20 protein-coding genes are annotated in these 24,807 nt (G+C 71.5%); 9 read left to right on the forward strand and 11 right to left on the reverse strand.

Annotation, left to right across the window (positions count from 1 at the left end; all coding sequences use genetic code 11):
* Window positions 1-58: 58 nt before the first annotated feature.
* Window positions 59-1,033, reverse strand: coding sequence for a hypothetical protein (locus ACWGJY_RS33630; RefSeq protein ID WP_453264669.1), 975 nt, complete (start codon window positions 1,031-1,033; stop codon window positions 59-61).
* A 477-nt stretch (window positions 1,034-1,510) separates the two neighbouring features.
* Here ACWGJY_RS33630 and ACWGJY_RS33635 point away from each other — a divergent pair, with 477 nt between their 5' ends.
* Window positions 1,511-1,702 carry a DUF6381 family protein gene (locus tag ACWGJY_RS33635; RefSeq protein WP_453264670.1) on the forward strand — a complete coding sequence of 64 codons (192 nt, stop codon included), beginning with the start codon at window positions 1,511-1,513 and terminating at the stop codon, window positions 1,700-1,702.
* 365 nt (window positions 1,703-2,067) lie between these two features.
* On the forward strand, window positions 2,068-2,964 hold the full coding sequence (locus ACWGJY_RS33640; protein WP_453264671.1) for a DNA/RNA non-specific endonuclease: 897 nt from the start codon (window positions 2,068-2,070) through the stop codon (window positions 2,962-2,964).
* Window positions 2,965-3,100: 136 nt separating this feature from the next.
* Here ACWGJY_RS33640 and ACWGJY_RS33645 read toward each other — a convergent pair whose 3' ends face one another.
* The 3 genes from ACWGJY_RS33645 to ACWGJY_RS33655 are packed head-to-tail and all read right to left on the reverse strand — an operon-like array spanning window position 3,101 to window position 5,847.
* Window positions 3,101-4,126, reverse strand: coding sequence for an ABC transporter substrate-binding protein (locus ACWGJY_RS33645; RefSeq protein WP_453264672.1), 1,026 nt, complete (start codon window positions 4,124-4,126; stop codon window positions 3,101-3,103).
* Between the two features lie 43 nt (window positions 4,127-4,169).
* A complete protein-coding gene (locus ACWGJY_RS33650; protein ID WP_453264673.1) occupies window positions 4,170-5,042 on the reverse strand; it encodes an ABC transporter permease in 873 nt (290 codons plus the stop codon).
* On the reverse strand, window positions 5,032-5,847 hold the full coding sequence (locus ACWGJY_RS33655; RefSeq protein ID WP_453264674.1) for an ABC transporter ATP-binding protein: 816 nt from the start codon (window positions 5,845-5,847) through the stop codon (window positions 5,032-5,034). The genes ACWGJY_RS33650 and ACWGJY_RS33655 overlap by 11 nt, the downstream gene beginning before the upstream one ends.
* A gap of 226 nt (window positions 5,848-6,073) precedes the next feature.
* On the opposite strand from ACWGJY_RS33655, the gene ACWGJY_RS33660 reads away from it, so the two are divergent.
* The 6 genes from ACWGJY_RS33660 to ACWGJY_RS33685 all read left to right on the forward strand — a co-directional run bounded on the left by ACWGJY_RS33660 (window position 6,074) and on the right by ACWGJY_RS33685 (window position 13,437).
* A complete protein-coding gene (locus tag ACWGJY_RS33660) occupies window positions 6,074-7,786 on the forward strand; it encodes a sensor histidine kinase (RefSeq protein WP_453264675.1) in 1,713 nt (570 codons plus the stop codon).
* A 141-nt stretch (window positions 7,787-7,927) separates the two neighbouring features.
* Window positions 7,928-8,620 carry a response regulator gene (locus ACWGJY_RS33665; protein WP_453264676.1) on the forward strand — a complete coding sequence of 231 codons (693 nt, stop codon included), beginning with the start codon at window positions 7,928-7,930 and terminating at the stop codon, window positions 8,618-8,620.
* A gap of 262 nt (window positions 8,621-8,882) precedes the next feature.
* On the forward strand, window positions 8,883-9,620 hold the full coding sequence (locus tag ACWGJY_RS33670) for a FadR/GntR family transcriptional regulator (RefSeq protein WP_453264677.1): 738 nt from the start codon (window positions 8,883-8,885) through the stop codon (window positions 9,618-9,620).
* Window positions 9,621-9,709: 89 nt separating this feature from the next.
* Entirely contained in the window at window positions 9,710-10,738 is a 1,029-nt protein-coding gene (locus tag ACWGJY_RS33675) for an asparaginase (protein ID WP_453264678.1), read from the forward strand.
* Between the two features lie 85 nt (window positions 10,739-10,823).
* Complete coding sequence (gene aspA / locus ACWGJY_RS33680) at window positions 10,824-12,245, forward strand: aspartate ammonia-lyase (protein WP_453264679.1); 1,422 nt, start codon at window positions 10,824-10,826, stop codon at window positions 12,243-12,245.
* Window positions 12,246-12,639: 394 nt separating this feature from the next.
* The gene (locus ACWGJY_RS33685; protein ID WP_453264680.1) at window positions 12,640-13,437 is read left to right on the forward strand and encodes a carbon-nitrogen hydrolase family protein; all 798 of its coding nucleotides are present in this window, start codon (window positions 12,640-12,642) and stop codon (window positions 13,435-13,437) included.
* A 119-nt stretch (window positions 13,438-13,556) separates the two neighbouring features.
* Here the strand turns inward: ACWGJY_RS33685 and ACWGJY_RS33690 are convergent, their stop codons facing one another.
* From ACWGJY_RS33690 to ACWGJY_RS33700, 3 genes are read right to left on the reverse strand one after another with little or no spacing between them, the layout of a single operon-like run.
* A complete protein-coding gene (locus tag ACWGJY_RS33690) occupies window positions 13,557-14,195 on the reverse strand; it encodes a LutC/YkgG family protein (RefSeq protein WP_453264681.1) in 639 nt (212 codons plus the stop codon).
* Window positions 14,192-15,763, reverse strand: coding sequence for a LutB/LldF family L-lactate oxidation iron-sulfur protein (locus ACWGJY_RS33695; protein WP_453264682.1), 1,572 nt, complete (start codon window positions 15,761-15,763; stop codon window positions 14,192-14,194). The genes ACWGJY_RS33690 and ACWGJY_RS33695 overlap by 4 nt, the downstream gene beginning before the upstream one ends.
* Window positions 15,760-16,527, reverse strand: a complete 768-nt coding sequence (locus ACWGJY_RS33700) for a (Fe-S)-binding protein (RefSeq protein WP_453264683.1) — start codon at window positions 16,525-16,527, stop codon at window positions 15,760-15,762. The genes ACWGJY_RS33695 and ACWGJY_RS33700 overlap by 4 nt, the downstream gene beginning before the upstream one ends.
* Before the next feature lie 207 nt (window positions 16,528-16,734).
* On the opposite strand from ACWGJY_RS33700, the gene ACWGJY_RS33705 reads away from it, so the two are divergent.
* Window positions 16,735-18,411: an L-lactate permease gene (locus tag ACWGJY_RS33705; protein ID WP_453264684.1), complete on the forward strand. Its 1,677-nt coding sequence runs from the start codon at window positions 16,735-16,737 to the stop codon at window positions 18,409-18,411.
* A 66-nt stretch (window positions 18,412-18,477) separates the two neighbouring features.
* Here ACWGJY_RS33705 and ACWGJY_RS33710 read toward each other — a convergent pair whose 3' ends face one another.
* The 4 genes from ACWGJY_RS33710 to ACWGJY_RS33725 all read right to left on the reverse strand — a co-directional run bounded on the left by ACWGJY_RS33710 (window position 18,478) and on the right by ACWGJY_RS33725 (window position 24,515).
* Window positions 18,478-19,305: a FadR/GntR family transcriptional regulator gene (locus tag ACWGJY_RS33710; RefSeq protein WP_453264685.1), complete on the reverse strand. Its 828-nt coding sequence runs from the start codon at window positions 19,303-19,305 to the stop codon at window positions 18,478-18,480.
* 225 nt (window positions 19,306-19,530) lie between these two features.
* Entirely contained in the window at window positions 19,531-20,715 is a 1,185-nt protein-coding gene (locus tag ACWGJY_RS33715) for an aromatic ring-hydroxylating oxygenase subunit alpha (protein WP_453264686.1), read from the reverse strand.
* A gap of 10 nt (window positions 20,716-20,725) precedes the next feature.
* Window positions 20,726-21,886, reverse strand: coding sequence for an N-methyl-L-tryptophan oxidase (solA, locus tag ACWGJY_RS33720; RefSeq protein ID WP_453264687.1), 1,161 nt, complete (start codon window positions 21,884-21,886; stop codon window positions 20,726-20,728).
* A 58-nt stretch (window positions 21,887-21,944) separates the two neighbouring features.
* Entirely contained in the window at window positions 21,945-24,515 is a 2,571-nt protein-coding gene (locus tag ACWGJY_RS33725; protein ID WP_453264688.1) for a GcvT family protein, read from the reverse strand.
* Between the last annotated feature and the right edge of the window lie 292 nt (window positions 24,516-24,807).

A 24,807-nucleotide genomic window follows, 5' to 3' on the forward strand; every position in this document is an offset into this window, starting at 1 on the left:
CCGAGACCCTGACCGGGGTCTCGGCCCGCGCCCTTGGCGGCCGTGGCGGCGTCGCCCCCTAGGCACGTGCGGCGGCCGGACCGCCGCGGCGCGGGCGGTACAGCAGCGCCGCACCGGCGAGACCGGCGCTGATGACCGCCAGTCCCACCGCCACCGGCTCGGGCCACATGCCGGTGTCTCCCAGGCCACTGCCCAGGGCGGCGAAGACGCCGGCCCGGGACAGCGCGTGCAGAGCGATGATGATCATTGCCGCGGCGGCGCTCACCGTCCAGACCAGGGCGGTGTCGCGCATCGCCAGCCAGCCGGCCAGCAGCAGGTACACGACGGCGATGGCCATCGAGAGCCCGGCGGCAGCCTGGGCGCCCTGCAGATGCGACGCGTTCACCGGCAGATGGCTCAGGCCGCACAGCGCCAGGGCCGCGGCCGCGGGCCAGCGCAGTACGGAGCGCAGCACGCCCGGGACCGCATAGCCCGGCTGCCGGTCCGCTTCGGCGGGCGAGGCCCACGCCGGCCCGCCCTGCGGCATGGCGGGCCGCTGGGACCAGGGCGTGCGCTGGGGCGGCCGGCCCATCGACTCGCGCTGAACGGTGGACAGCGGCTGCCCGTTGCGGCCCAGCGGGCGGACGTCGGGGTCGAGCACGTGCATGGACGCGGTGGGTGCGGGTTCGACCGGGTCACCGGGGCCGGGCGGGAAGTACTCGGCCATGCCGTGGACACCGGCGCCGCCGTCCTTCGTACGGTCGAACAGCTCGATCAGCTGCGCCACCTCCTCGACGGATCTGTCGACGGCCACCGCGCGCAGCGCCTCCTGGCTCGATTCCGCGGTGTGCGGGGTGGCCCGCAGCATGTCGAAGAGTGCGGCGACCTCGCTCACCGGACGGGAAACCACCGCCATGCGCAGGGCTTCATCGCCGGGATTGGGAACATCGCCGCTGCGCTTGAGCAGTTCCACCAGGGCGGCGACTTCCTCCAGGGGCCGATGGGTGACTGCCTCCCACAAAAGGGTGTGGGCCGAGTTGTTCACAGGGGTCATGGGCGGAAAGTGCTCGCCGGTTTCTGTCGAGGACAGTTCGGCGTCGCCCCCACAAAGTGCTGGTTCGGATGTCATGGAGGGACTCCACTGAACGAGGGGAGCGTCAAACACCAGAAGCGCTGACACTCGGCGGACGTTGAGAGTGCTGTGCCTCAGCCAACGTCCCTTCCGTGTGCCCTCGCCATTCAGGAAGGCCATCCGGTGGAGACACGCCGGTACCCCCGGGCGCGCCGTGGTCGGCGGGGGCGAGCCGGCGGCGGCGGACCGCCGGCCTCGGACCGGCGGCGCCGTCGGTGGACCCGGGCGGTTCCGCACCGCCGCGGGCCGGCCGGAAAGGGGGGCACCGGCCGCCCGTTCCCTGCGGCGATTACGGCCGGATGTTCTCCCTCGCGGAGCGTGACCCTTCGACGTGCCAAGGGCCGCCGAGCCTGATTGCCTGGTAAATGCAGCCCTCCCTACACCGTTCAAGGACAGATCATGAGCGCAACAGGAGAATCACGCGGACGAATCCAGCAGATGCGCGACAAGGCCCAGGAATTGCAGGCGGCCGCGGAACGGTCCGGCGACCCGGAGGAGCGCAAGCGGCTCCAGGAGAAGGCCCTCAGGCTTCGGTCCCAGAGTGAGCAGGAGAGCGGTATGGCCAGCGGAGACATTTACCCCGCCGAGTAGGGCCACACGTTCTCACCGGCATCGGAAGGATGTGGATATCCGTGGACGGGGCACGCGCCCGGCGCCGTGTCCCGTCCGTCGTTTCCCGTCCGTCGTTTCCCGTCCGTCGTGTCCCATCCGCCGGGTCCCGTGCGTCATGCTCGATCCGCCGGGTCCCGTGCGTCATGTCCGGTCCGCCGTGTCCCGTCCGTCGCGTTCCAGCCGTGGCATTCCAGCCGTCCCGTTCCGGCGCACCGTGCACAGGTGGAAGCACCAACCACCCCGAGGTCCCCGGCGGCGGGGGCATCATCGGGACGCCCGGCTGTTCGAGTGGCTTCGGGTGGGGCGCCGCGCGGCAGTCCGCGGCACCGGGAAGCGGTGATCGCATGATCCCCTCGGATTCCCCACGGGCCGGTGGGGCAGCGGCAGGGACGGCGTCCGGGCAGTCATGGGCCGGCCGTACCGGGTATGACGAGCACTTCCTCGGAGTCCCGGTGCCGCTGCCGATGCCCAGCAGCCCCGCTGTAGAGACTGTGGTGCTGCCGTACACCCACTTCACCGTGGTGCTGCGCCCCGACCGGCGGATGGCGGCGGCGGCCGCGGTCTGCATCGACGGGGCACGTCTGCCGGCCGAGGTGCCACGGGAGCGCAGCTGGCAGTTCGATCCCCGGCTGGCCCGGGACCGGCAGACCGGCGACGCGGTGTACCGCGACAACTCCCTGGACAAGGGGCATCTGGTGCGCCGGCTCGATCCCGTGTGGGGCGAGGCCGCGGAGGCGGACCAGGCCCACACGGACACCTTTCACTACACCAACGCCGCCCCGCAGGCGGATGTGTTCAACCAGGGCAAGCAGCTCTGGCTGGAGCTGGAGAACCATCTGCTCGACCATGCCGCCCGGTCCGGCCACAGGCTCACCGTCCTCACCGGGCCCGTGCTGCACGACTCCGACCCGCCGTACCGGGGCGTACAAGTCCCGATGCGCTTCTGGAAGGTGGCGGTGTTCCTCCGGGACGGCGCCCTGGCGGCGACGGCGTACGTCCTCGACCAGAGCCCGGACCTGGCCCGGGAGGCCGACCGGGCCCTGGCCGGCGCCACGCCGGGAGCGCCACCGCCGCTGGGCGCCTTCCGGACGTTCCAGGTGCCCGTGAAGGATGTCGTCGAGCTCACCTCGCTGAACCTGGGCCCCCTTCCCGCCGCCGATCTGATGCCCGTCGTACGTGCCCCGGGGGAACGCTGGAAACGGCTCGAATCCCTTGACGACATCGTGCTGCGGCGCAGCTGAACGACGTCACGCGGGCCTCCGCCCGGCACCACCGCGGAGCCGGCACCGGCCCGTAGCGTGCCGGACGCTCCGCCGCCGCGCCGGGCGGAGGTCCGCTTCGCGGGGGCCGTGCGGCGGTGCCGTCCGCGGGCCGGGCCTACTTCTTGACGAATTCGGTGGTGTAGGTCTTCTTCAGATCCACCGTGGCGTTCTTGAGGTTGGGGTTGAAGGCCTTCAGGACGCGTTCGACGGTCGCGGGCCCGTCGGCCGGCATCACCCCGTCCTTGGTGAACATCGGCAGGGTGTCCTTGATCGACCGGGCATACAGCTCCTTGCCGCCCTGGGCGTAGTCGGCCGGCATCTTCGCGGCGATCTGCTCGGCGGTGTGCGTGGACATCCAGGTGAGGGTCTTCACGAAGGCGCGGGCCAGCTTCCGTACGGTGTCCTTGTGGCTGTTCACCCAGTCGGTGTTCATGTAGAGGCTGGACGAGGGGTATGCGCCGCCGAGCGCCTTTTTCGAGCCTTCGGGGGTCCGCATGTCGATGAGGACCTTGCCGAGCTTCTTGTCCAGGATCTGCGCGACCGTCGGATCCGTCGTCATCCCGCCCTGGATCGAGCCCTGCTCAAGGGCCGACGTGAAGGTCTGGCCGGCGCCGACCGCCACCGGGGTGAACTCGTTCGTCTGCACACCGTTCTTCACCGCGAGGTATTTGGTCAGGAAGTCGGTGGAGGAGCCGAGGCCGGTGACGCCGAGCTTCTTGCCCTTGAAGTCCTTGGCCGAGGTGAGGTCGCCCGCCGCCTTGTCGGAGACGACTTCGACCTCACCGGGAGCGTGTGCGAACTGCACCACCGATTCCACCTGCTTGCCCTTGGCCTGCAGATCGAGGGTGTGGTCGTAGAAGCCGACGACGCCCTGTACGTCGCCGGAGACCAGCGAGGTGGTGGCCTGCACACCGGCCGGTTCGGTCAGCAACGTGACGTGGACGCCTTCGTCCTCGAAGTAGCCGAGCTGCTGGGTGAGTCTCGCGGGCAGATAGATGACCTTGTCGAGGCCGCCCACCATGATCTTGATCTTGCCGTTCGTGCCGTCCGGGCCGGCTGCCGGGGAGCCGCAGGCGGTGAGGCCGGTCAGCGCGAGGGTGGCGGCGGCCACGGCGGCCGGGATCTTCAGCGGGGTACGCATGGTCACGTCCTTGTGAGGCGGAGCAGGGTCGGTAGGGCGGGGTTCAGCGGCCGTCGCCGGCGTCGGCCGGCTTCCAGCGGAAGAGCCGCCGTTCGAGGAAGGCCAGCAGCCCTTCGGCGAGCAGGGCGACGACGGCGAGGATCACCATGGCGGCGTACACACCGGCCGCGTTGAAGGTGCCCTGAGAGGCCGCGACCAGCAGGCCGAGGCCCTTGGTCGCCCCGATGTACTCGCCGACGATCGCGCCGATCAGCGCGAAGCCGAAGCTGACATGCAGGCTGGTGAAGATCCACGAGGTGGCGGAGGGGATCACCACCTGCAGGGTCACCTGGCGGTTGCTCGCGCCGAGAATGCGGGAGTTGGCGACCAGGTTGCGGTCGACCTCCCGGGCGCCCTGGAAGGCGTTGAAGAAGACCGGGAAGAAGACGAGGACGACGGCGGAGGCGACCTTGGAGGCCGGTCCGAGGCCGAACCAGATGAGGAAGATGGGGGCCAGGACGATCCGCGGCAGCGCGTTGAGCACCTTGATGTACGGGCCCAGCACATCGGCCAGGAAGCGGACCCGGCCGAGCGCGATCCCCAGCACCACACCGCCGATGACGCCGATGATCCAGCCGAGGAGTGCTTCGTAGAGCGTGTACCAGATCTGCTCCCACAGCGAACCCTGCGGGGTGCCGTGCAGCGCCCACTGGGCCGTCTGGTCCCAGATCTTCGAGGGCATCGAGAAGTTGAAGGGGTCGATGACGGCGGCGCGGGCGAGCCACTCCCACAGTCCGATCAGCCCGACCAGCAGCGCTACCCGGGTGCCGAGGACCAGGAGCTTGTGGTTGCGCGCGGCGCGCGCCCTGGCCTGCGAGCGTTCCGTACGGCCCGTCCCGGCCGGGGACGTGACCGGGATCGTGGTCTCAGGCGGCATCTGCGGCACCCCTCTCGCGGGTGATCCGGACCTCTTCGCCGAGCGAGGACCAGATCTCCCGGTAGATCTCGATGAACCGCGGCTCCAGCCGGATCGACTCGACCCTGCGGGGGCGCGGCAGATCGATCGCGAAGACCTCCTTGACGGTGGCCGGACCGGCGGTCATGACCACGACCTTGTCGGCCAGGGCGATGGATTCCTCCAGGTCGTGGGTGACGAACACGACGGAGGCGCCGGTCCCCGACCACAGCTCCAGCAGCTCGTCCGACATCAGCGCCCGGGTCTGCACGTCGAGGGCGGAGAACGGCTCGTCCATCAGCAGGAGTTCGGGGTCGTTGACGAAGGTCGCGGCGAGGGCGACGCGTTTGCGCTGTCCGCCGGAGAGCTGGTGCGGATAGCGGTCCTCGAAGGCCGCCAGCCCCACCCGGGCGAGCCATTCCCGCGCCCGCTGTCTGGCCTCGGCCTTCGGTACGCCGCGGAAGCGGGGGCCCGCCATCACGTTGGACAGCACGGTGCGCCAGGGGAACACCGCGTCCTGCTGGAAGACGAACCCGATCTTGTCCCCGATGCCCCTGACCGGCTCGCCGGCGACCAGCACCTCGCCTTCCGTGGGCTCTTCCAAGCCGCTGACCAGGGTCAGCGTGGTGGACTTACCGCACCCGGTGGGGCCGACCACCGCGACGAACTCACCGCGTTCGACGACCAGATCCAGATCCCGGACGGCGGTGTGCAGCGCCCCCGAGGGGGTCCGGAATGCCTTGCTCGTACCCCGCAGTTCGATCGCGGGGCTCGTATTGCTGTTCATGGCTCGGGAGGCTAGGAGTGATCGGGGCCGCAGCGGCAGCCTTGTGGGCGCAAGCCACCTTTCTGCGCGCAAACCCTGTTGTGTTCATTTTGCTCACGCTAGAACGGCTAAGTCCTCACCAGGGGGTGCGCGTTCGCTCACGCACGGCTTACGGTGCGGTCGCCGTGCGATGAAAATGGAAGATTCGGTTCCGCAAAGGTGCGGGGCCGGAGACAAGGGAGACCGCATGCGGATCCGCTGGCCCCGACGGGTCTTTGCGCAGGTGCTGACCGCGCAAGTGACCCTCACCACCGGGGTCATGGTGCTCGCCACCAGCCTGTTCCTCGCCCCGCTCAGCTCCGAGCTGGACGACCAGGCGATGCGCCGGGCGCTGTCCATCGCCCAGACCACCGCCGCGGACCCGGACCTCGCCCGCGAGCTGATCACCACCCGGCCGACGGTGCACGGGCCGGTACAGGCCGACGCGGAGCGGATCCGCAGCGCGACCGGGGCGCTGTACGTCGTCGTGCTGGACACCCACGGAGTGCGCTGGTCACACACCAACACCGACGAGATCGGGCGGCATGTCTCCACCGACCCCAGCCGGACCCTTGCCGGGCGGCAGGTGCGGCAGATCGACACCGGCACGCTGGGTCGCTCGGCCCGCGCCAAGGTGCCGCTGCGCGACGGCCACGGCCGGATCGTCGGTGCCGTGTCGGTCGGTATCGCCTACGACAGCGTCCGCGGGCGGCTGTTCGGCACCATCCCCGGGCTGCTGCGGTACGCGGGCGCGGCGCTGGCCGTCGGCGTGCTGGCCGCGGTCGCGCTCTCCCGGCGGCTGCGACGCCGTACGCACGGAGTGGCGTTCGCGGATATCTCCGCGCTGCTCGACGAGCGGGAGGCGATGCTGCACGGCATCCGTGAGGGCGTCGTCGCCTTCGACCGGCGCGGCCGGATCCGGCTGGTCAACGACGAGGCCGCGCGGCTGCTGGCCCTGGATGCGCGGGCCACGGGCCGGGCCTTGGACGAGGTGCTGCCGCCGGGCCGGACCACGGATGTGCTGGCCGGGCGGGTGGACGGCACGGATCTGCTGGCCGTCAGCGGCGGCCGGGTGCTGGTCGCCAACCGGATGCCGACGCAGGACGGCGGAGCGGTGGTGACCCTGCGGGACCGCACCGAGCTGGAGCTGCTCGGCCGCGAACTGGACAGCACCCAGGGGCTGCTGGACGCGCTGCGGGCCCAGGACCACGAGCATGCCAATCAGCTGCACACCCTGCGCGGGCTGCTGGAACTGGGCCGGCACGACAAGGCGGTGGAGTTCGTCAGCGAAGTGGCCAGTGCGCAGCGGGCGTCCGCGGAGCAGATCGCGGAGCGGGTGCACGATCCGCTGCTCTCCGCGCTGCTCGTCGGCAAGGCGGCCATCGCGGCCGAGCGCGGGGTGTCGCTGCGGGTGTCGGCCGCGACGCTGCTGCCCGACGCGGTGGTCGACCCGCGCGACCTGGTGACCGTGCTGGGCAATCTCATCGACAATGCGCTGGACGCCACTGCCGAGCGCCGCTGCGACGAGCCGTTCGTCGAGGTGGAACTGCGGGCCGAGCGCACCACGGCCGTGCTGCGGGTCTCGGACACGGGGCCGGGGGTGCCGCCGCAGCTACGGGAGCAGATCTTCGCCGAGGGCTGGTCCACCAAGGCCGCCCCGCCCGCCGCCGAGGGCTGGTCCACCGAGGCCGCGCCGCCCTCGCCCGGGGCCCGGCCGTCCGCGCGCCCGGTGGCCTTCCACCGCGGCCGGGGCATCGGCCTGGCGCTGGTGCGCCGGCTCTCCGAGCGCTACGGCGGGATGGCCCGGGTGACCGCCCGCGCGGGCGGCGGCGCGGTCTTCACCGTCGTCCTCCCCGAGGCGCTCGCCGGGCAGGACGACTCCCCCGGGCGTCAGCTCACGGCCGCGGGAGAAGCACGGTGACGGACGCACACGGGAGAAGCACGGTGACGGACGCACCACCGGTGCAGGGAGGACCACGGTGACAGACGTACGACGACGGCCACAGCGCCCCGCGCGAGCCGTGCCGCACGGGCGAAGACCCCTGGTGAGCGGAGCGGCACGATGATCGATGTCCTGGTCGTGGACGATGACTTCCACGTCGCCGAGATCAATGCCGCGTATGTGTCGCAGGTATCCGGCTTCCGGGTCGCCGGCCGCGCCCACACTGCCGCCCAGGCGTTGGCCACCCTGGAGCGCACCCCTGTCGATCTGGTCCTGCTGGACCACTATCTGCCCGACGAAACGGGCCTGGCGCTGATGCGGCGGCTGCGGCAGCTCGGCCACCGTACCGACGTGATCATGGTGACGGCGGCCCGTGATGTCGCCACGGTCCAGGATGCGATGCGCTGTGGTGCGCTGCAGTATCTCGTCAAGCCGTTCGGCTTCTCCGGGCTGCGCGCCAAACTCGACGGCTATGCGGCGCTGCGCCGGACAGTGGAGGGGGTGGGCGGCCGCGGCGAGGCCGGCCAGGAACAGGTGGACCGGATCTTCGGTGCCTTCCGGACCACCGACTCCCCGCACACGGAGCTCCCCAAGGGTCACTCGGCGGCGACCGTCGATCTGATCCGCCGGGTCCTGGGCGCGGCCGGGCAGCCGCTGTCCGCCCACGAGGTCGCCGCACGCGCCGGCGTCAGCCGCTCCACCGCCCAGCGCTATCTGAAACACCTCGAACGCAGCGGCCACATCACCCTGACCCTGAAATACGGGGACACCGGACGCCCCGAACACCGCTACCGCTGGGCGAGCACCCACTGAGCGCGCCCACCGACCGGACCTCCGCGCACCGGCCCGAACGGCCGGAGCCCGCCGGCCCGCACGCCACCGCGATCCGCAGGCCGGCTGCTTCCGTGGGCCCGGCGGGAGTGTGGCGACGGTGTGGGGCGCTCCGGGACCGGGACCCGGCCGGGTCCCCAAGCGGTCCACCGCAGGTCCGGGACCAGGTCGAAGTCCGGCCCCGACGAAATCACCCGCGCCCCACCCCTTGACAGCTCCCCCGGCCGGAACCGACGATCCCCGGGTGAACCTGTCAGACAGCCAGACAGCTGGCGATGTGCCCCGGCGGATCAGCGCGATGGAAGCGGTCCTGCACCACTTGCGCGGCGCCATCGAGCGGGGCGACTACGCGGTCGGGGACAAGCTCCCCTCCGAGGCGGAGCTCTGCCGGCGGCTGGAGGTGAGCAGACCCGTACTCCGGGAGGCGCTGCGCGCGCTCCAGACGATGGGGCTGACGGTCTCGCGCACCGGCAAGGGCACCTTCGTCGTCTCCGGCGGGGCGGTGGCGGACCCGACCTTCGGTGACTACGCGGCGAGCGACCTGCTGGAAGTGCGCCGGCATGTGGAGATCCCGGTGGCCGGGTACGCGGCGGTGCGCCGTACGCCGGAGGACCTCGACCAGCTGGCCCATCTGCTGGAGCGGATGGAGCGGGAGACCGACACCACCGCATGGGTGGCGATGGACTCCCTCTTCCATCTCGCCGTTGCCCAGGCGGCCCGCAATCCGGTCTTCCGCCGGGTCATCGAGGAGATCCGCGATGCGCTGGCCCGCCAGTCGGCGTTCCTCAATGAGCTCGGGGGCCGGCGCGAGCAGTCGAACCGGGAACACCGGGCGATCGTCGAGGCACTCGTCGACAGCTCCGAGCACGACGCGGTGGAAGCCATGACGCACCACCTCGCACGCGTCGAGACGACGCTGACCACCATCGTGCGGCCGCAGCGCCGCACGGCCCCCTCCACGGAGGACGAGGAGCGCGCGTGAGCAGGCGTTCCCTCCGAACCCACCAGGCCCACCAAACCCACCGAACCCACCGAACCCACCAACAGCACCGAAAGTACCGAGAACTGATCATGAGTCAGAGCACCACCGTGCCGCCGCACCACGCCGGAGGCGAACCGCCCGCGGTCCGCGAACCGGCCCACGTCCCCGTCGCCCATGTGGTGCGCGGAGGACTCGTCGAGGGCGTCCACCACGGCTCGGTCGTGGTGCTGGCGGCCGACGGGAGCGTGGCATTCCAGGCGGGCGACATCGAGGCCGCGTGCTACCCGCGCTCGGCGCTCAAGCCGGTCCAGGCGGTCGGTCTGCTGCGCGCGGGACTGCCGCCGCTGGACGACGAGGCACTGGCCCTCGTCGCGGCCAGCCACTCCGGTGAGGAACGGCAGCTGGCCACCGCCCGGCGCATCCTGGCCACCGCCGGACTGAGCGAGGACGCACTGCGCAATGTCCCCGATCTGCCGTACGACCCCGTCGTACGGGACGCATGGCTCCGCCGCGGTCTGGGGCCCACCCGCCTCGCACAGAACTGCTCGGGCAAGCACGCCGCCATGCTGCTGACGGTCCACTCCCGGGGCTGGTCTCCGGACGACTACCTCGACCCCGGGCATCCGTTGCAGCGGGAGCTGGCCGCGACCGTGGAGGACCTCACCGGCCAGGCCATCGCCCGGGTCACGGTCGACGGCTGCGGCGCCCCGCTGTTCTCGGTGTCGCTGCACGGTCTGACCCGGGCCGCGGCCCGGCTGGCGACGGCCGCCCCCGGCACCGGCGAGGGCCGGGTCGCACACGCCATGCGTACGTACCCCGAGATGGTCTCCGGCAGCGGCCGGGACGTGGCCCGTCTGGTGCGGGCGGTGCCCGGCCTGCTCGCCAAGGACGGCTTCGAGGGGGTGCAGATCGCGGCGCTGCCGGACGGACGGGCCGTCGGCGTGAAGATAGCCGACGGCGCCGACCGCGCCCGGATGCCGGTCACGGCGGCGGCCCTGGCCCACTGCGGAGTCGACCCCGGCGTTCTCGCCGCCTTCGCCGCCACACCCGTCATCGGCGGCGGCGCACCGGTCGGGACGCTTCGGGCGACGGATGCACTGACCCCGCAGGGCATCTGACGCCACGTCACCTCACTTCACGGACCCGCCCCTGCGCCCTGCACCCCGCCCCTCTCCCCCACCCTCGCAAAGGACCACCTGCACCATGACTGCCGCCGGCCACCGCCGCGAACACGATCTCCTCGGCGACCGCGAGATACCCGCCGACGCCTACTGGGGCGTGCACACCCTGCGCGCCGTGGAGAACTTCCCCATCACCGGTACGCCGATCTCCGCCTACCCGCACCTGATCGATGCGCTCGCCGCCGTCAAGGAGGCCGCGGCCCGCGCCAACGAAGACCTCGGGCTGCTCGACCGGGACCGGGCCGATGCCATCGCCGCCGCCTGCCGCGAGATCCGGACCGGCGGGCGGCTGCACGACCAGTTCATCGTCGATGTCATCCAGGGCGGTGCCGGTACCTCGACGAACATGAACGCCAACGAGGTGATCGCCAACCGGGCGCTGGAGATCCTGGGCCATGCCAAGGGCGACCACGGCCGTCTGCACCCCAACGAGCACGTCAACCTCAGCCAGTCCACTAACGATGTCTACCCGACGGCCGTGAACGTCGCCACGATCATCGCCGTACGGGAACTGCTCGACTCGATGACCGTGCTGCGGGAGGCCTTCGCCGCCAAGGCCGAGGAGTTCCGCGACGTCCTCAAGATGGGGCGCACCCAGCTCCAGGACGCCGTGCCGATGACCCTGGGCCAGGAATTCTCGGCGTACGCGGTGATGCTGGAGGAGGACCAGAGCCGGCTGGCGGAGGCCGTTCTGCTCATCCACGAGATCAATCTCGGTGCCACCGCCATCGGCACCGGGCTCAACGCCCCCCAGGGCTATGCCGAAGCGGCCCGCAGGCATCTGGCCGCCCTCACCGGCCTGCCGCTGGTCACCGCCGCCCACCTCGTCGAGGCCACCCAGGACTGCGGGGCGTTCGTTCATCTGTCGGGTGTCCTCAAGCGCGTCGCGGTCAAGCTCTCCAAGAGCTGCAACGATCTGCGGCTGCTCTCCTCCGGACCGCGCGCGGGCCTCGCGGAGATCAATCTGCCGCCGGTACAGGCCGGTTCGAGCATCATGCCCGGCAAGGTCAACCCGGTGATCCCCGAGGTCGTCAATCAGGTCGCCTTCGAGGTCATCGGCAACGACGTCACCATCACCATGGCCGCCGAGGCGGGCCAGCTCCAGCTCAACGCCTTCGAGCCGGTGATCCTGCACTCCCTCTCGGAGAGCATCACCCACCTCGGGGCCGCCTGCCGCACCCTCGCCGAGCGCTGTGTCGCGGGCATCACCGCCAACACCGAGACGCTGCGCGCGAGTGTGGAGAACTCCATCGGACTGGTCACCGCCCTCAACCCGCACATCGGCTACACCGCCGCCACCGCGATCGCCCAGGAGGCACTGGCCACCGGACGCGGCGTCGCCGAACTGGTCCTGGAGCAGGGGCTGCTGCCGGCCGACCGGCTCGCGGCCCTGCTGCGCCCGGAGGAGATCGCCGGCACGGGCGGTGAGGTGATCACCGCCTGAGTCCCCGCTGTACGGGCCGCAGGCCGCCTTCGTCGCCGAGCGGTTCACCCCTCGGCCGCGCTGCACCGGCTCCCCGCCGCCGTACACGCCGGCCGGGGTGATCGGCGGGGCCGTCGCACCGCTGCTGTTCACCGCGCTGCCGGGTTCGTCCGGCAGCCGGCTGCCACGGGCGCCGTGCCTGCCCGGTCCGCCGTGATCACCTTCGTGGACGTGCTGCCGGGGCGGGATCCCGCGCACGATGGGCAGGAGGAGTACACCCGCCTGGCGACCGCCGCCGGGAAGCGGGCAGGCAGGATGGCCTCGGACGCCGGCCCGGCCCGCCCGGCGTCCGAGGCGAGCCGGGCCGGCACCAGGTCCCGGAGCAACCGACCGGCACGAGAGAAGAGAGATCCGTATGCGCATCGCGCTGTGCCAGATGACGGCATCGACCGATCCGAAGGAGAACCTCAGGGACGTCCAGGACCAGGTCCGTCGCGCGGGGCGCGAGGGGGCCCGGCTGGCGGTCCTTCCCGAGGCGGCCATGGTGCGGTTCGGGGTACCGCTCGCGCCGGTGGCCGAACCCCTGGACGGGCCATGGGCCGAGGGCGTACGAGCGGTTGCCCGGGAGACCGGGGTGACGGTGGTGGCGGGCATGTTCACCCCCGCGCCCGACGGGCGGGTGGCCAATACCCTGCTCGCCACGGGACCCGGGGTCGAGGAGTCCTACGACAAGATCCATCTGTATGACGCGTTCGGGTTCCGGGAGTCCGACACGGTCGCCCCGGGTGCCCGGCGGGTGGTGACCATCGAGGTCGACGGCGTCCGGGTGGGGCTGGCCACGTGTTACGACCTGCGGTTCCCCGAACTGTTCCGGGCGCACGCGGACGCCGGGGCGACGGTCTCCGTACTGCCCGCCTCCTGGGGCGCGGGGCCGGGCAAGCGCGCGCAGTGGGACCTGCTGGTGCGGGCCCGTGCCCTGGACGCGACGGTCTGGCTGGCAGCCGTGGGCCAGGCCGCCCCGGATCCGCAGGCCGATCCCGAGGCACCCACCAAGGCGCCCAACGGTGTCGGGCACAGCGCGCTGATCGGCCCCGACGGAACCGTCCGCGCTCAGCTGGGCGGCACGGCGGACCTGCTGGTCGGGGACGTGGACGCCGAGGAGGCCGAGCGGGTACGGCGGGCCGTGGCGGTGCTGGACAACCGGCGGCTGTAGGCGCCCCGGGGCCGCGGCCGACGGGTCAGGCGGCCAGGAGGATGCGCCGGGTCGCCCGGAGGTGGCTCGCGGCCCGGCCGCACGGGCGGCCGGGCCGCGGTGCGGCAGACCGAAGCCGCTCACACATCGGTACGGATCAGCACCTCCAGGGTGCGCGGGCCGTGCACGCCCTCCACCCGCTCCAGCTCGATGTCGGAGGTGGCCGAGGGACCACTGATCAGTGTGGTCGGGTGCTCCGGCAGGAGCCGTGCCACCGCCTCCGGGACGCCGGTCTGCACCGACGACAGGTCGACGACACACACATGCAGGTCGGGGACGAGCGTCAGCGCGCGCCGCCCCTGGTCCGCCGCGGCACCGTCCAGGAAGATCGTGCCGGTCTCGGCGCAGCTGACGGCGGAGGCCGTCACCACCCCGTCCAGCGCGTCGAGACGGGGCCCCGGAACGGCTGGGGAGTCGGTGCGGATCTCCCCGTCGTACGCGGCCAGCCAGGCCGGGTCGAGCCCCGGAGGTACGCCGATCCGCCGTGCCCCGCGCGCCTGGAGCACCTCGGCGATCACCGTCGCGGTGGTGCCGGCCGTGCAGGTGCGCACCTGCGCCTTGTAGTCGACGAGCCGGTCGGTGAAGAGGGCGAGCCGCTCCCCGTCGGCCAGGACGCGGCCGGTGCGGTAGGCGCGGGGGACGGTCACCTCGGGCCGGTCGGAGCGGGCCAGTGCGTCCTGGACGCGTCGGAGCACCGTCTCACGTGCGGTCGCGGTCACTGTGCCTCCTGCGGATCGTCGTCGGTGTGCCGTGCGCCTTCCTCCGCCGCCGCCCGCATCGTGGCCGCGCCCTCGGCGGAGGCGAGCCAGGAGCGGAAGGACTGCGGGGGCGGGGCGGGGGTGTCACGGCTGTCGCTCCAGCCCCGGAACGGCGGCGGCAGATGGGAGAACGTGCCGTCCCGCCCCGCCAGTACGCGCCCGAGCCCCGCCGCCTTCTGTGCGGCCGTGAACAGCTTCGGCCGCTTCATGACGGTGGCCGCGGCCTTCATCGCCAGCTTCTCCGCGGTCGTGCCGGACTGTTCGGTGTGCTGGTGCCGCAGCTCCACCAGCAGCGACGGAATGTCGATCTTCACCGGGCAGGCGTCGAAGCAGGCTCCGCACAGGCTGGAGGCGTACGGAAGTGAGCTGTTGGGGTCGTCCTTGGCGGCGTGCATCCCGGCGAGCTGCGGGGTGAGCACCGCGCCGATCGGGCCGGGGTAGGTCGATCCGTAGGCGTGGCCGCCGGTCCGCTCGTACACCGGGCAGACATTGAGGCAGGCCGAGCAGCGGATGCAATTGAGCGCCTCGCGCCCGATCGTGTCGGCGAGCGCCGCGGTACGCCCGTTGTCGAGCAGTACGAGGTGGAACTCCTGCGGACCGTCGTCCGGCGTCACGCCCGTCCACAGCGAGGTGTACGGGTTCATCCGCTCACCGGTCGAGGAGCGCGGGAGCAGCTGGAGGAAGACTTCCAGGTCCTGGAAGCGCGGCAGGACCTTCTCGATGCCCATGACGGTGATCAGCGTCTCGGGCAGGGTCAGGCACATCCTGCCGTTGCCCTCGGACTCGACCACCGACAGGGTGCCGGTCTCGGCGATCCCGAAGTTGGCGCCGGATATCGCCACCTTGGCCGTCATGAACTTCTCACGCAGGTACGCGCGTGCCGCGGCGGCCAGGTCGGCGGGGTCGGTGCCCAGCGCGGGGTCGACGCCGGGGATCCGGCGGAGGAAGATCTCCCGGATTTCCTCGCGGTTGCGGTGAATCGCGGGGACCAGGATGTGCGACGGCCGGTCATCGGCGAGCTGCACGATCAGCTCGGCCAGGTCGGTTTCCAGGGCGGTGATCCCCTGGCTCTCCAGGTGCTCGTTGAGGCCGGTCTCCTGGGTGGCCATCGACTTGACCTTGAGGACCTCTTCGCTGCCGGTCCGCTTGACCAGCCGGGCGACGATCTCGTTGGCCTCGACGCCGTCGCGCGCCCAGTGGACCGTGCCGCCGTGCTCGGTGACCTTCCGCTCCAACTGCTCCAGCAGCTCGGGCAGCCGGTTCATGGTGTCGGTCTTGATCGCCGAGCCGGCGTCGCGCAGTTGCTCCCAGTCGGGCAGTTCACCGGTGACGTCCAGGCGCTTGGCGCGGATGGAGTGGGTGGCCTTGCCCAGGTTACGGCGCAACTGCTCGTTGCCCAGCTCGTCGTGGGCGGCCTTGGGGAAGGTGCGCTCGCCCCGCAGATGGCCCGTCCCGTACGGGGAGCGCGGGGGGACGGCGGGCATACCGAGGAAGGTGCCGCTCGTCGAGGGGCCGGTCGGAAAGCTCATCGGGCGGCCTCCGTCAGGGCATACGGCGCGGTGCGGGTGGAAGCGAGGATCTGTGCCAGGTGCAGTGTCCGGGTACCGGACTTGATGCGCGAGAGACCTCCGCCGATGTGCATCAGACAGGACGAGTCGCCCGCTGTGCACACCTCGGCGCCGGTGCCGGTGATGTGGGCCGTCTTGTCCCGCAGCATCGCGGAGGACGTGCCGGCGTTCTTGACCGCGAAGGTGCCGCCGAAGCCGCAGCACGCGTCGGCCTCGGGAAGTTCCACCAGGTCGATGCCCTCGACGGCGCGCAGCAGCCGCAGTGGCTTCTCGCCGACCCGCAGCATCCGCAGGGAATGGCAAGTGGGGTGGTAGGTCACCCGGTGGGGGAAGTACGCGCCGACGTCGGTCGCGTCGAGCACGTCGACGAGGAACTCGGACAGCTCGTACGTCTTGGTCTTCACGGTGGCGACCCCGGCGCGCAGCGCGGCGTCCCCGTACCGTGCGGCGACGATCTCGTGCTGATGGCGGACCGAGCCCGCACACGACCCTGACGGCATCACCACCGCCTCGATCGACGGGTCGCCGAACTGCTCGGCGAAGTTCCGGACCAGCGGCACCGGCTCTCGCTGATAGCCGGTGTTGACGTGCATCTGGCCACAGCAGGTCTGCTGCTGCGGGAACACCACGTCATGGCCCATCCGGGCCAGCAGGACCGCGGTGGATTTCACCGCTTCCGGGAAGAGCGTGTCTCCCAGGCAGGTGGCGAAGAGTGCGATGCGCATTGAACCTCCCTCGCGCTTATGGTCCGACCATACTCGTTACGGACCGAAGAGAAAAGTAAGAGCGAAGTTTGGTCCGACCTTATTGACATGCGACATCTTCAATGGACTACTGAGGGCCGATTCTCAGCCACCGGGCACGCCGCTCTCGCCGGGGACGGGACCTTCCGACCGGCCGGACGGCGCGCAGAACTCGATGAGGAGCACTCCGTGGCCACCACCTCACCCGCCGTCCTGGCGGCGGCCTACACCCCTGACGTGGCCGCCGTCGGGGACAGCCTCACCGCCACCGCGCTACTGGGCCTGGTCCCCCTGGCGACCTTCTTCGTGCTGCTGATGGCGGCCCGGCGCTCCGCGCTGCACTCCGCCCTCGGCGCCCTGCTGGCCGCGCTGCTGGTGGCGGTCCTCGGCTACGGGATGCCGCTGCGGCTGGGCGTCCTGTCCGCCACCCAGGGTCTGGCCTTCGGTCTCTTCCCCGTGATGCTGATCGTCGTGTCGGCGATCTGGTTCTACGAACTCACCGTGGTCAGCAACCGCTTCGAGGATCTGCGCCGCTCGTTCAACTCCGTCGGCCGCGGTGATCTGCGCGTCCAGGCCATGCTCATCGCGTTCTGCTTCGGCGGACTCCTCGAAGCCCTCGCCGGGTTCGGCGCCCCCGTCGCGATCACCGCCGCCATGCTGATGGCGCTCGGGCTGCCGCGGCTCACCTCGGCCGTGACCGTCCTGGTCGCCAACACCGCACCCGTCGCCTTCGGCGCCATGGCCATCCCGATCACCACCGCGGGCACCCTCACCGGCATACCGGCCGAGGACCTCGCCGGCGTGATCGGCCGCCAGAGCCCGCTGCTCGCGCTCTTCGTCCCGCAGCTTCTGCTCTTCCTCGTCGACGGACTGCGCGGACTGCGGCAGCTGTGGCCCGTCGCCCTGGTCACCGGATCCGTGTTCGCGCTCGCCCAGTTCTGGTGCTCGGCCCACTTCGCGTACGAGCTCACCGATGTCGTCGCCGCGCTCGCCGGTTTCGGCGCCGCCGTGGTCATGCTGCGCTTCTGGTCCCCCACGACGCCGGACGAGCAGCGCTCCCGGGTCGAGGCCGAATCGCTCACCGGCCGCCGCGTCTGTCTTGCCGTCCTGCCGTACCTCCTGGTGATCACGGTCTTCGCGCTCGCCAAGCTCCACGTCGGCGGACTCGACATGCCCAAGCTGCTCGGCGCCCTCACCCTCCAGCTCAACTGGCCGGGCCTGTACGGCAATCTCCTGGCCGCCGACGGCTCCCCCGCGGGCAGCGCGGTCTACAAACTGGAGGTCCTGGGCAATCCCGGCACCCTGCTCCTCCTCTCCGGCCTCCTCGTGATGCTGATCTACAGCCGCGCAAAGGACTCCGACCGCTTCCCGATGACCGCCCGCACGGGCCTGTCCTGCGCCGGGCGCACCGTGCGGAACATGCGGATCGCCATCGCCACGGTCGCCACCGTGCTGGCACTGAGCTATGTCATGAACCAGTCGGGACAGACCCTCGCCATCGGCACCTGGCTCGCCGCCACCGGCAGGTTCTTCGCCGTGCTGTCCCCGGTCCTCGGTTGGCTCGGCACCGCCGTCACCGGCTCGGACACCTCGTCGAACGCGCTGTTCGCCACGCTCCAGCAGACCGCGGGAAAGGTCGCGGGCATCGACCCGACCCTGCTCGTGGCCGCCAACACCACCGGCGGTGTCGTCGGCAAACTCATCAGCCCACAGAACCTGACCATCGCGGCGACCGCGGTTCAGCAGCCCGGCACCGAGCGCATCCTGCTGCGCAAGGCCGCCGGATACAGCGTCGCGATGCTGGCGGTCCTGTGCGTCCTGGTCGCTCTGCAGTCGCTTCCGGTGCTGTCCTGGATGCTGCCGTAGAGGAACGGGGGCGGGGGCGGGGGCCGGCCCGCCCCGCCCTCGTGCCGGTCCTGACGCGGTTTCCGCCTACCGGTCCTGGGACCCGGCGCCGCCGACCCGGCCTTCCCGGCCCGCCTCGTCCGCGTCGCCTGCCCGGTACGTCCGGTCCGCCTGATCGGCCTGATCCGCCTCGGGCTTCTCGTCGACCAACGTGCCGTGGAAGCCACGGATATGCGCCTCGACCAGGTCGGCGGCCTTCGCGCCCTTACCCGCACGCACCAGACGCAGCAGCTCGGTGTGCTCGGCGTTCAGGGCACCCGCCGTGGCCGGCCAGTCCTCCGCCGTCTCCAGCGCCCGCAGGATCAGCGGACGCACCGACTCCCGTACGGCCGAGGTGAGGGTGGAGGTGAGCTGATTGCCCGAGCTACGGGCGAGGGCGACATGGAACCGGGTGTCCAGGTCGTTGAAATCGGCGACTCCCACCTCGGGCTCCTGCATGCGCACCAGGAGCGCTTCGGCCTCGTCGAGGTCCGCCGCCGGAGCGCGCTCCGCGGCCGCCTCGAAGCTGGAACGCTCCAGCACCACCCGTGCCTCCAGGATGTCCTGCAGGCGGTAGCTCCCCAGAGCGAAGTGCAGACGCAAGAGCCGGCCCAGTGCGTCGTCCGGGTTCCGTACGATCCGCGCCCCCGCGTCCGGCCCACGGCCCGCCTGTGCGACCAGCACCCCGATGGTCTCCAGCACCCGCAGCGCCTCGCGCAGCGCGGACCGGCTGACGCCGAGTACCGGTGCCAGCTCGCGCTCGGGCGGCAATCGGTCCCCGGCTTTGAGCTCTCCCGCGAGCACTCGCTCCTCGATGCGTTCGAGCACGAGCTCATGTGTGCGTGACTGCCGCACAGGTCGCCATTCGGCAGACATCCACCACTCCCCGGCTCGGCCCCGTGCTCCCTTGACAAAACTATGTCACACAGAGCGTGTGGTCGGACCATACGTGCCCGAGCTCAGGCCCCCGCTCCCCGGACGGGCCGGGGAACGCGCGCAGGCGGGACATGGCCGGGGCCGCTCCGGGGCCCCGGCCCGGCCGGGGCCGCCGGGCCGGTCCGGCCGCAGACCCCGGCCGGCCGGAACCGGACGATACGACTGTCAGCGGGCGGATCGGGCAGGCTCGCCCTCCAGGCAGTCGGTGACCCAGTGGTGGAAGGCGCCGATGTGGTGCTCGCTGGGTACCAGCACCCCTCCGGCGCGGTAGGCGCGAGAGCTCATGGCCGGCTGGGTGCGCTCGCAGGCGTCGAAGTCCTGGACGTTGACGCGGTGGAAGAGCTCGACGGACTTGGAGACGTCCGTGCCGGAGCCGACGACCTCGGGCAGATACAGCCAGTCGCATTCGACGACGGTGCGGTCGGGGGCCATCGGGAACATCCGGTGGACGATGACATGGTCCGGGACGAGGTTGACGAACACCTGCGGCCGGACGGTGATCGCGTAGTAGCGGCGGTCCTGGGTGTCGTCGAGGCCGGGGAGCCGGCCGAAGCCCTCGGTGCCGTCCACGGTGAAGCCGCCGGCCTCCTCGGCGAAGGCCGCGCCGTGGCCGACGTAGTACTGGGCGGCGAATCCGTCGGCGAACTCCGGGAGCACCTCGGTGAGTTCCGGATGGATGGTGCCGCAGTGGTAGCACTCCATGAAGTTCTCGATGATGAGCTTCCAGTTGGCGCGCACGTCATAGGTCAGGCGCCTGCCGAGGGCGAGTCCCTCGGTGCGGTAGCGGTCGAGACAGGCGGCGTCGCCCAGCCGCTCGACGGCCGCGCCGATCACGGTCTCCTCGAAGGACGGCGGTGCGTCGGCCAGGCAGACCCAGGCGTAGCCGAGCCACTCGCGGAGCGGGACGGTGACCAGACCGCGCTCGGTGCGGTCGATGTCCGGCATCTTCTGCAGGTTGGGAGCGGCCACCAGACGGCCGTCGAGGTCGTAGGTCCAGGCGTGGTACGGGCACTGGAGGTTGCGGCGGACCTCGCCGGACTCCTCGGTGCACAGCTGCGCGCCGCGGTGCCGGCAGATGTTGAGGAAGGCGCGCAGCTCGCCGCGGCGGTTGCGGGTGATCAGCACGCTCTCCCGGCCGATGCGGACCGTACGGAAGGCGCCGGGCTTGTCCAGATCGGCGCTGCGTACCGCGCAGAACCACAGCCGCTCGAAGATGTGTTCCTGTTCCTGGCGGAAGATTGCGGGGTCGGTGTAGTAGTGGCCGGCGAGGGTGGAGATCAGGCTCGGGGAGGCACCGGCCGCGGGCGTGGTGGACCCGGCCGGTGCGGACTCGGTGTGGGTGGTCGTCATGGCGGTCTCCTCAAGCGGCCGCGGCGGCGGGCCGGCGGGGGTCGAACAGCTCGATGGGGTGCGCGGTGGCGCCGGTCAGCGCGAGATCGGCGACGATCTCACCGACCACGGGGACGAACTTGAAGCCGTGTCCGGAGAATCCGCAGGCGACGGTCACGGTCTCCGGGTGTGCGGGGTGCCGGGTGATCACGAAGTGCTCGTCCGGGGTGTTGGAGTACATGCAGGTGGCGGCCTTGAGGAAGCGGCCGGGGAGGGCCGGGATGCGCGGCGCGACCTGGTCGGCCATGGCGCGTACCTCCTCGTCGTGCACGGCGCGCTCGATGGTCTCCGGTGTGCAGACGGTGCCCTTGCGGAAGAACGCGACCTTGGCGCCGCCGCCGGGTCCGTCGATCGACGGGAAGCCGTAGATCTGGACCCCCCGGTCGTCCTCCCAGACGTAGATCGGGTGCCGCTCGGGGACGAAGGGCGCGGTGCCGCCGTCGGGGGCGAACCAGTACATGACCTGCCGTTCGATGGTGAACGGCACGCCCAGGTCGGTGAGCAGTCCGGGCGCCCAGGCTCCCGGGCAGATCACCAACTGGCCCGCGGTGTAGGTGTTTTCGGAGGTGTGGACGCGGACCCCGCCACCGCCGGGCAGCTCCTCCCAGCGGGTGACCGGTTCCTCGAAGTGCAGCTCGGCGCCGTCCCGGCCGGCGAGCTGGAGATGCGCGGCGACCGTGTACTCCGGCCGGACCAGCCCGGCCCGCGCCTCGTACAGCGCGACCTCGTCGCCGGCGGGGGTGAGGGTCGGGAAGCGGCGGCGGATCTCCTTGGGGCCGAGCATCTCGTGCGGGAGGTCCCAGCGGCGGGCGGATTCCAGACTGCCGCGGACCGTACGGCTGTCGGGGCGGCCGACCATCACCCCGCCGCAGAGGGTGGCGATCCGGCGGCCGGTGTCCCGCTCCAGCTTCTCGTACAGCTCGTAGGAGCGCAGCAGCAGCGGTACATAGGCGGGGTCCTCGAAGTAGGACTGCCGGGTGATGCGGGAGCCGCCGTGGCTGGAGCCGCGGTGGTGCACCGGGCCGAACTTCTCCAGGCCCAGGACCCGGGCGCCGCGGGCGGCGAGATGGTGGGCGGCGGCGCTGCCCATGCCGCCGAGGCCGAGGACGATGACGTCGTAGGTGGGAGCCATGCGGTTGCTCCTTCTGCGTACGGAGGGCGGGCGGATCACCGGTGGAGCACCCGGCCCGCTACCTGCGGATACGCTCCATCTGCGGGTCGAAGAGGGGCTCTTGGGCGACGGTCGCGGGGATCTTCTCCCCGAAGTACTCGATGTGGACGGCGGTGCCGGGGGCCGCCGCACCGGCCGGCAGCCAGGCGTAGGCGATGCCCCGGCCGAGGGTGTAGCCGTAGGCGGCGGAGGTGACATAGCCGGCCGGGAGACCGAAGGGGGCACCTCCCGGTCGAGCGGAGTCGAGAGTGGGGGCATACACCGGTTCCTTGCCGAGGACGACGGCGCCGGGGTCGTCGAGGGTGAGGCAGACCAGCTTGCGCGCCGCGGTCTCCTCGCGGTGGCCCGCCAAGGCCTCCCGGCCGATGAAGTCGCCCTTGGCGGGGCGGACCGCGAAGCCGACACCGGCCTCGTACGGGGTGTGCTCGGTGGTCATGTCATGGCCCCAGGCGCGGTACCCCTTCTCCAGCCGGAGGCTGTTGAAGGCGCTGCGCCCGGCGGCGATCACCCCGTGCTCCCGGCCCGCCTCCCAGAGCGTGTCCCACAGGCGCAGGCCCAGGTCGGCGGTGGTGTACAGCTCCCAGCCGAGCTCGCCGACATAGCTCAGGCGCATCGCGGTGACCGGGACGTGGCCGAGGTAGGTCTGCTTGGCCCGGAAATAGCCGAAGGCCTGGTGGGAGAAGTCGTCGCGGGTGAGGGGCTGGACGAGGTCGCGGGCGAGCGGGCCCCAGACGCCGATGCAGCAGGTACCGGAGGTGATGTCGCGCACCTGGACATCGTCCGGCGCATGCCGCAGCAGCCAGTCGAGGTCGGACCCGCTGTTGGCGCCGACCTGGAAGCGGTCCGGGGCGAGCCGGGCGACGGTGAGATCGGAGCGGATGCCGCCGGCCTCGTCCAGGAGCAGGGTGTAGGTGACCGCGCCCGGCTTCTTCGCGAGGTTGTTGCTGGTCATGCGCTGGAGGAAGGCGAGGGCACCCGGCCCGGTGACCTCCAGCCTGCGCAGCGGGGTCATGTCGTACAGGGCGGCCTTTTCGCGGGTGGCCTTCGCCTCGGCGGCGGCGATCGGCGACCAGTGGCGCGCCGACCAGGCGTCGCGCTCGGGGAGCTGGAGCCCCTCGGCGAGCGGGGCGTTGGCCTCGTACCAATGCGGGCGCTCCCAGCCGCCGCCCTCCAGGAAGTACGCGCCGAGCTCCTGCTGCCGTGGGTGGAAGGGGCTGGTGCGCAGCGGCCGCGGCTGCTCCATGGGCTGCAGCGGGTGGATGACGTCATAGACCTCGATGAAGCTCTGGGCACCGCGGTCGGCGACATAGGCGGGCGAGCGCTGGGCGTCCTCGAAGCGGTAGAGGTCGCACTCGTGGATGTCGATGGCGGGCCGGCCCTCCGTCATCCATTCGGCGACGGCCTTGGCGACGCCGGCGGAGTGGGTGACCCAGACCGCCTCGGCCAGCCAGAATCCCCGCAGTTCACGGGATTCGCCGAGGACCGGCATACCGTCGGGGGTGAAGGAGAAGATCCCGTTGAAGCCGTCGGCCACCCGCGAGCTGCCCAGCGCGGGCAGCAGTGTGACGCTGTCCTGCCAGCTCGGGGCGAAGTCGTCCGCGGTGAAGGGCAGCGAGGACGGCATGGCATGGGGGTCCCCCCTGCTCGAACGCAGCTGAGAGCTTGGGGGAGCCTCGTCGAAGGCGGGGACGGTGAAGGGGTCGACGGGCATCGGCCGGTGGGCGTAGGAGCCGATGCCGAGCCGGTCGGTGTGTTCGCGGAAGTAGAGGTCGCGGTCCTGGAAGCGCAGGATCGGCTTGCTCGCCTCGTCCCCCAGGCTCTCGGCTTCGTTCGCGCAGGGGGTGCCCCCCTGCGGGCCGTTGACGCCGTCGAGCTCGGGCAGCGGCTCGGTGGTGGCGTACTGGTGGGCCAGCGGCAGCAGCGGTACGTCCACGCCGGCCATCGCGCCGATCACCGGGCCCCAGAAGCCGGCGGCGGAGACGACATGGTCGGCGGGGAAGGTACCGCGGTCGGTGACGACTGCGGTGACGCGGCCGTCCTCCCGCTCGATTCCGGTGACGGTGTGCCGCTCCAGGAAGCGCGCGCCGCGGCTCTCGGCCCGTGCGATCTGGGCGCGGCAGGCGAGCACCGCGCGGGCCAGGCCGTCGTCGGCGGTGTGGAAGCCGCCGTAGAGCTGGGTCGCGTCCAGCATCGGCCACAGTTGCTTGCACTGCTGCGGGCCGATCAGTTCACCGCGCACGCCCCAGGAGGCCGCGAGTCCGGCCTTGCGGTGCAGATCGGCCCAGCGGGCCGCGGTGGTGGCGACCTCCAGGCCGCCGACCGGGTTGAAGCAGGGCAGCCCGTCGACCTCCAGGGAGCCGAACTTCCGGACGGTGTAGGCGGCGAACTCGGTCATGGTCTTGGACGGGCCGGTCTGGAAGACCAGGCCGGGCGCGTGCGAGGTGGAGCCGCCGGGGGCCGGCAGCGGGCCCTGTTCGAGGACGGTGACCTCGCTCCAGCCGCGGGCGGTCAGCTCGTCGGCGAGAGAGCAGCCGACGATGCCGGCACCGATGACAACCACACGGGAACGGTGTGCGGGCGTGCGGGACATGACCCTCCTCCTGCTGGTCGGGGTGGTCGACGGTGGGTGTGCGGCCGTTACCGGACCACGACGGAGCGCAGTACCCGGCCGTCGCGCATCTTGTCGAAGGCGGACTCCACCTCGCCCAGGATCCTGTTGCGTAGTGCACGACTGGTTGCGCGATGAGAGACATAGTGAGAACGCCGGATCGGCACCGTCAAGAGGTACGGGGCAGCTCTTGGTAAAGGGCTGATTACGTCCCTGCGCACAGCCGCGGGGCCAGGGCGGCCGCCCCTGCCCAGCCGGCAGCCGGACATCTGCA

The organism is Streptomyces sp. NPDC054765, from assembly GCF_053612065.1.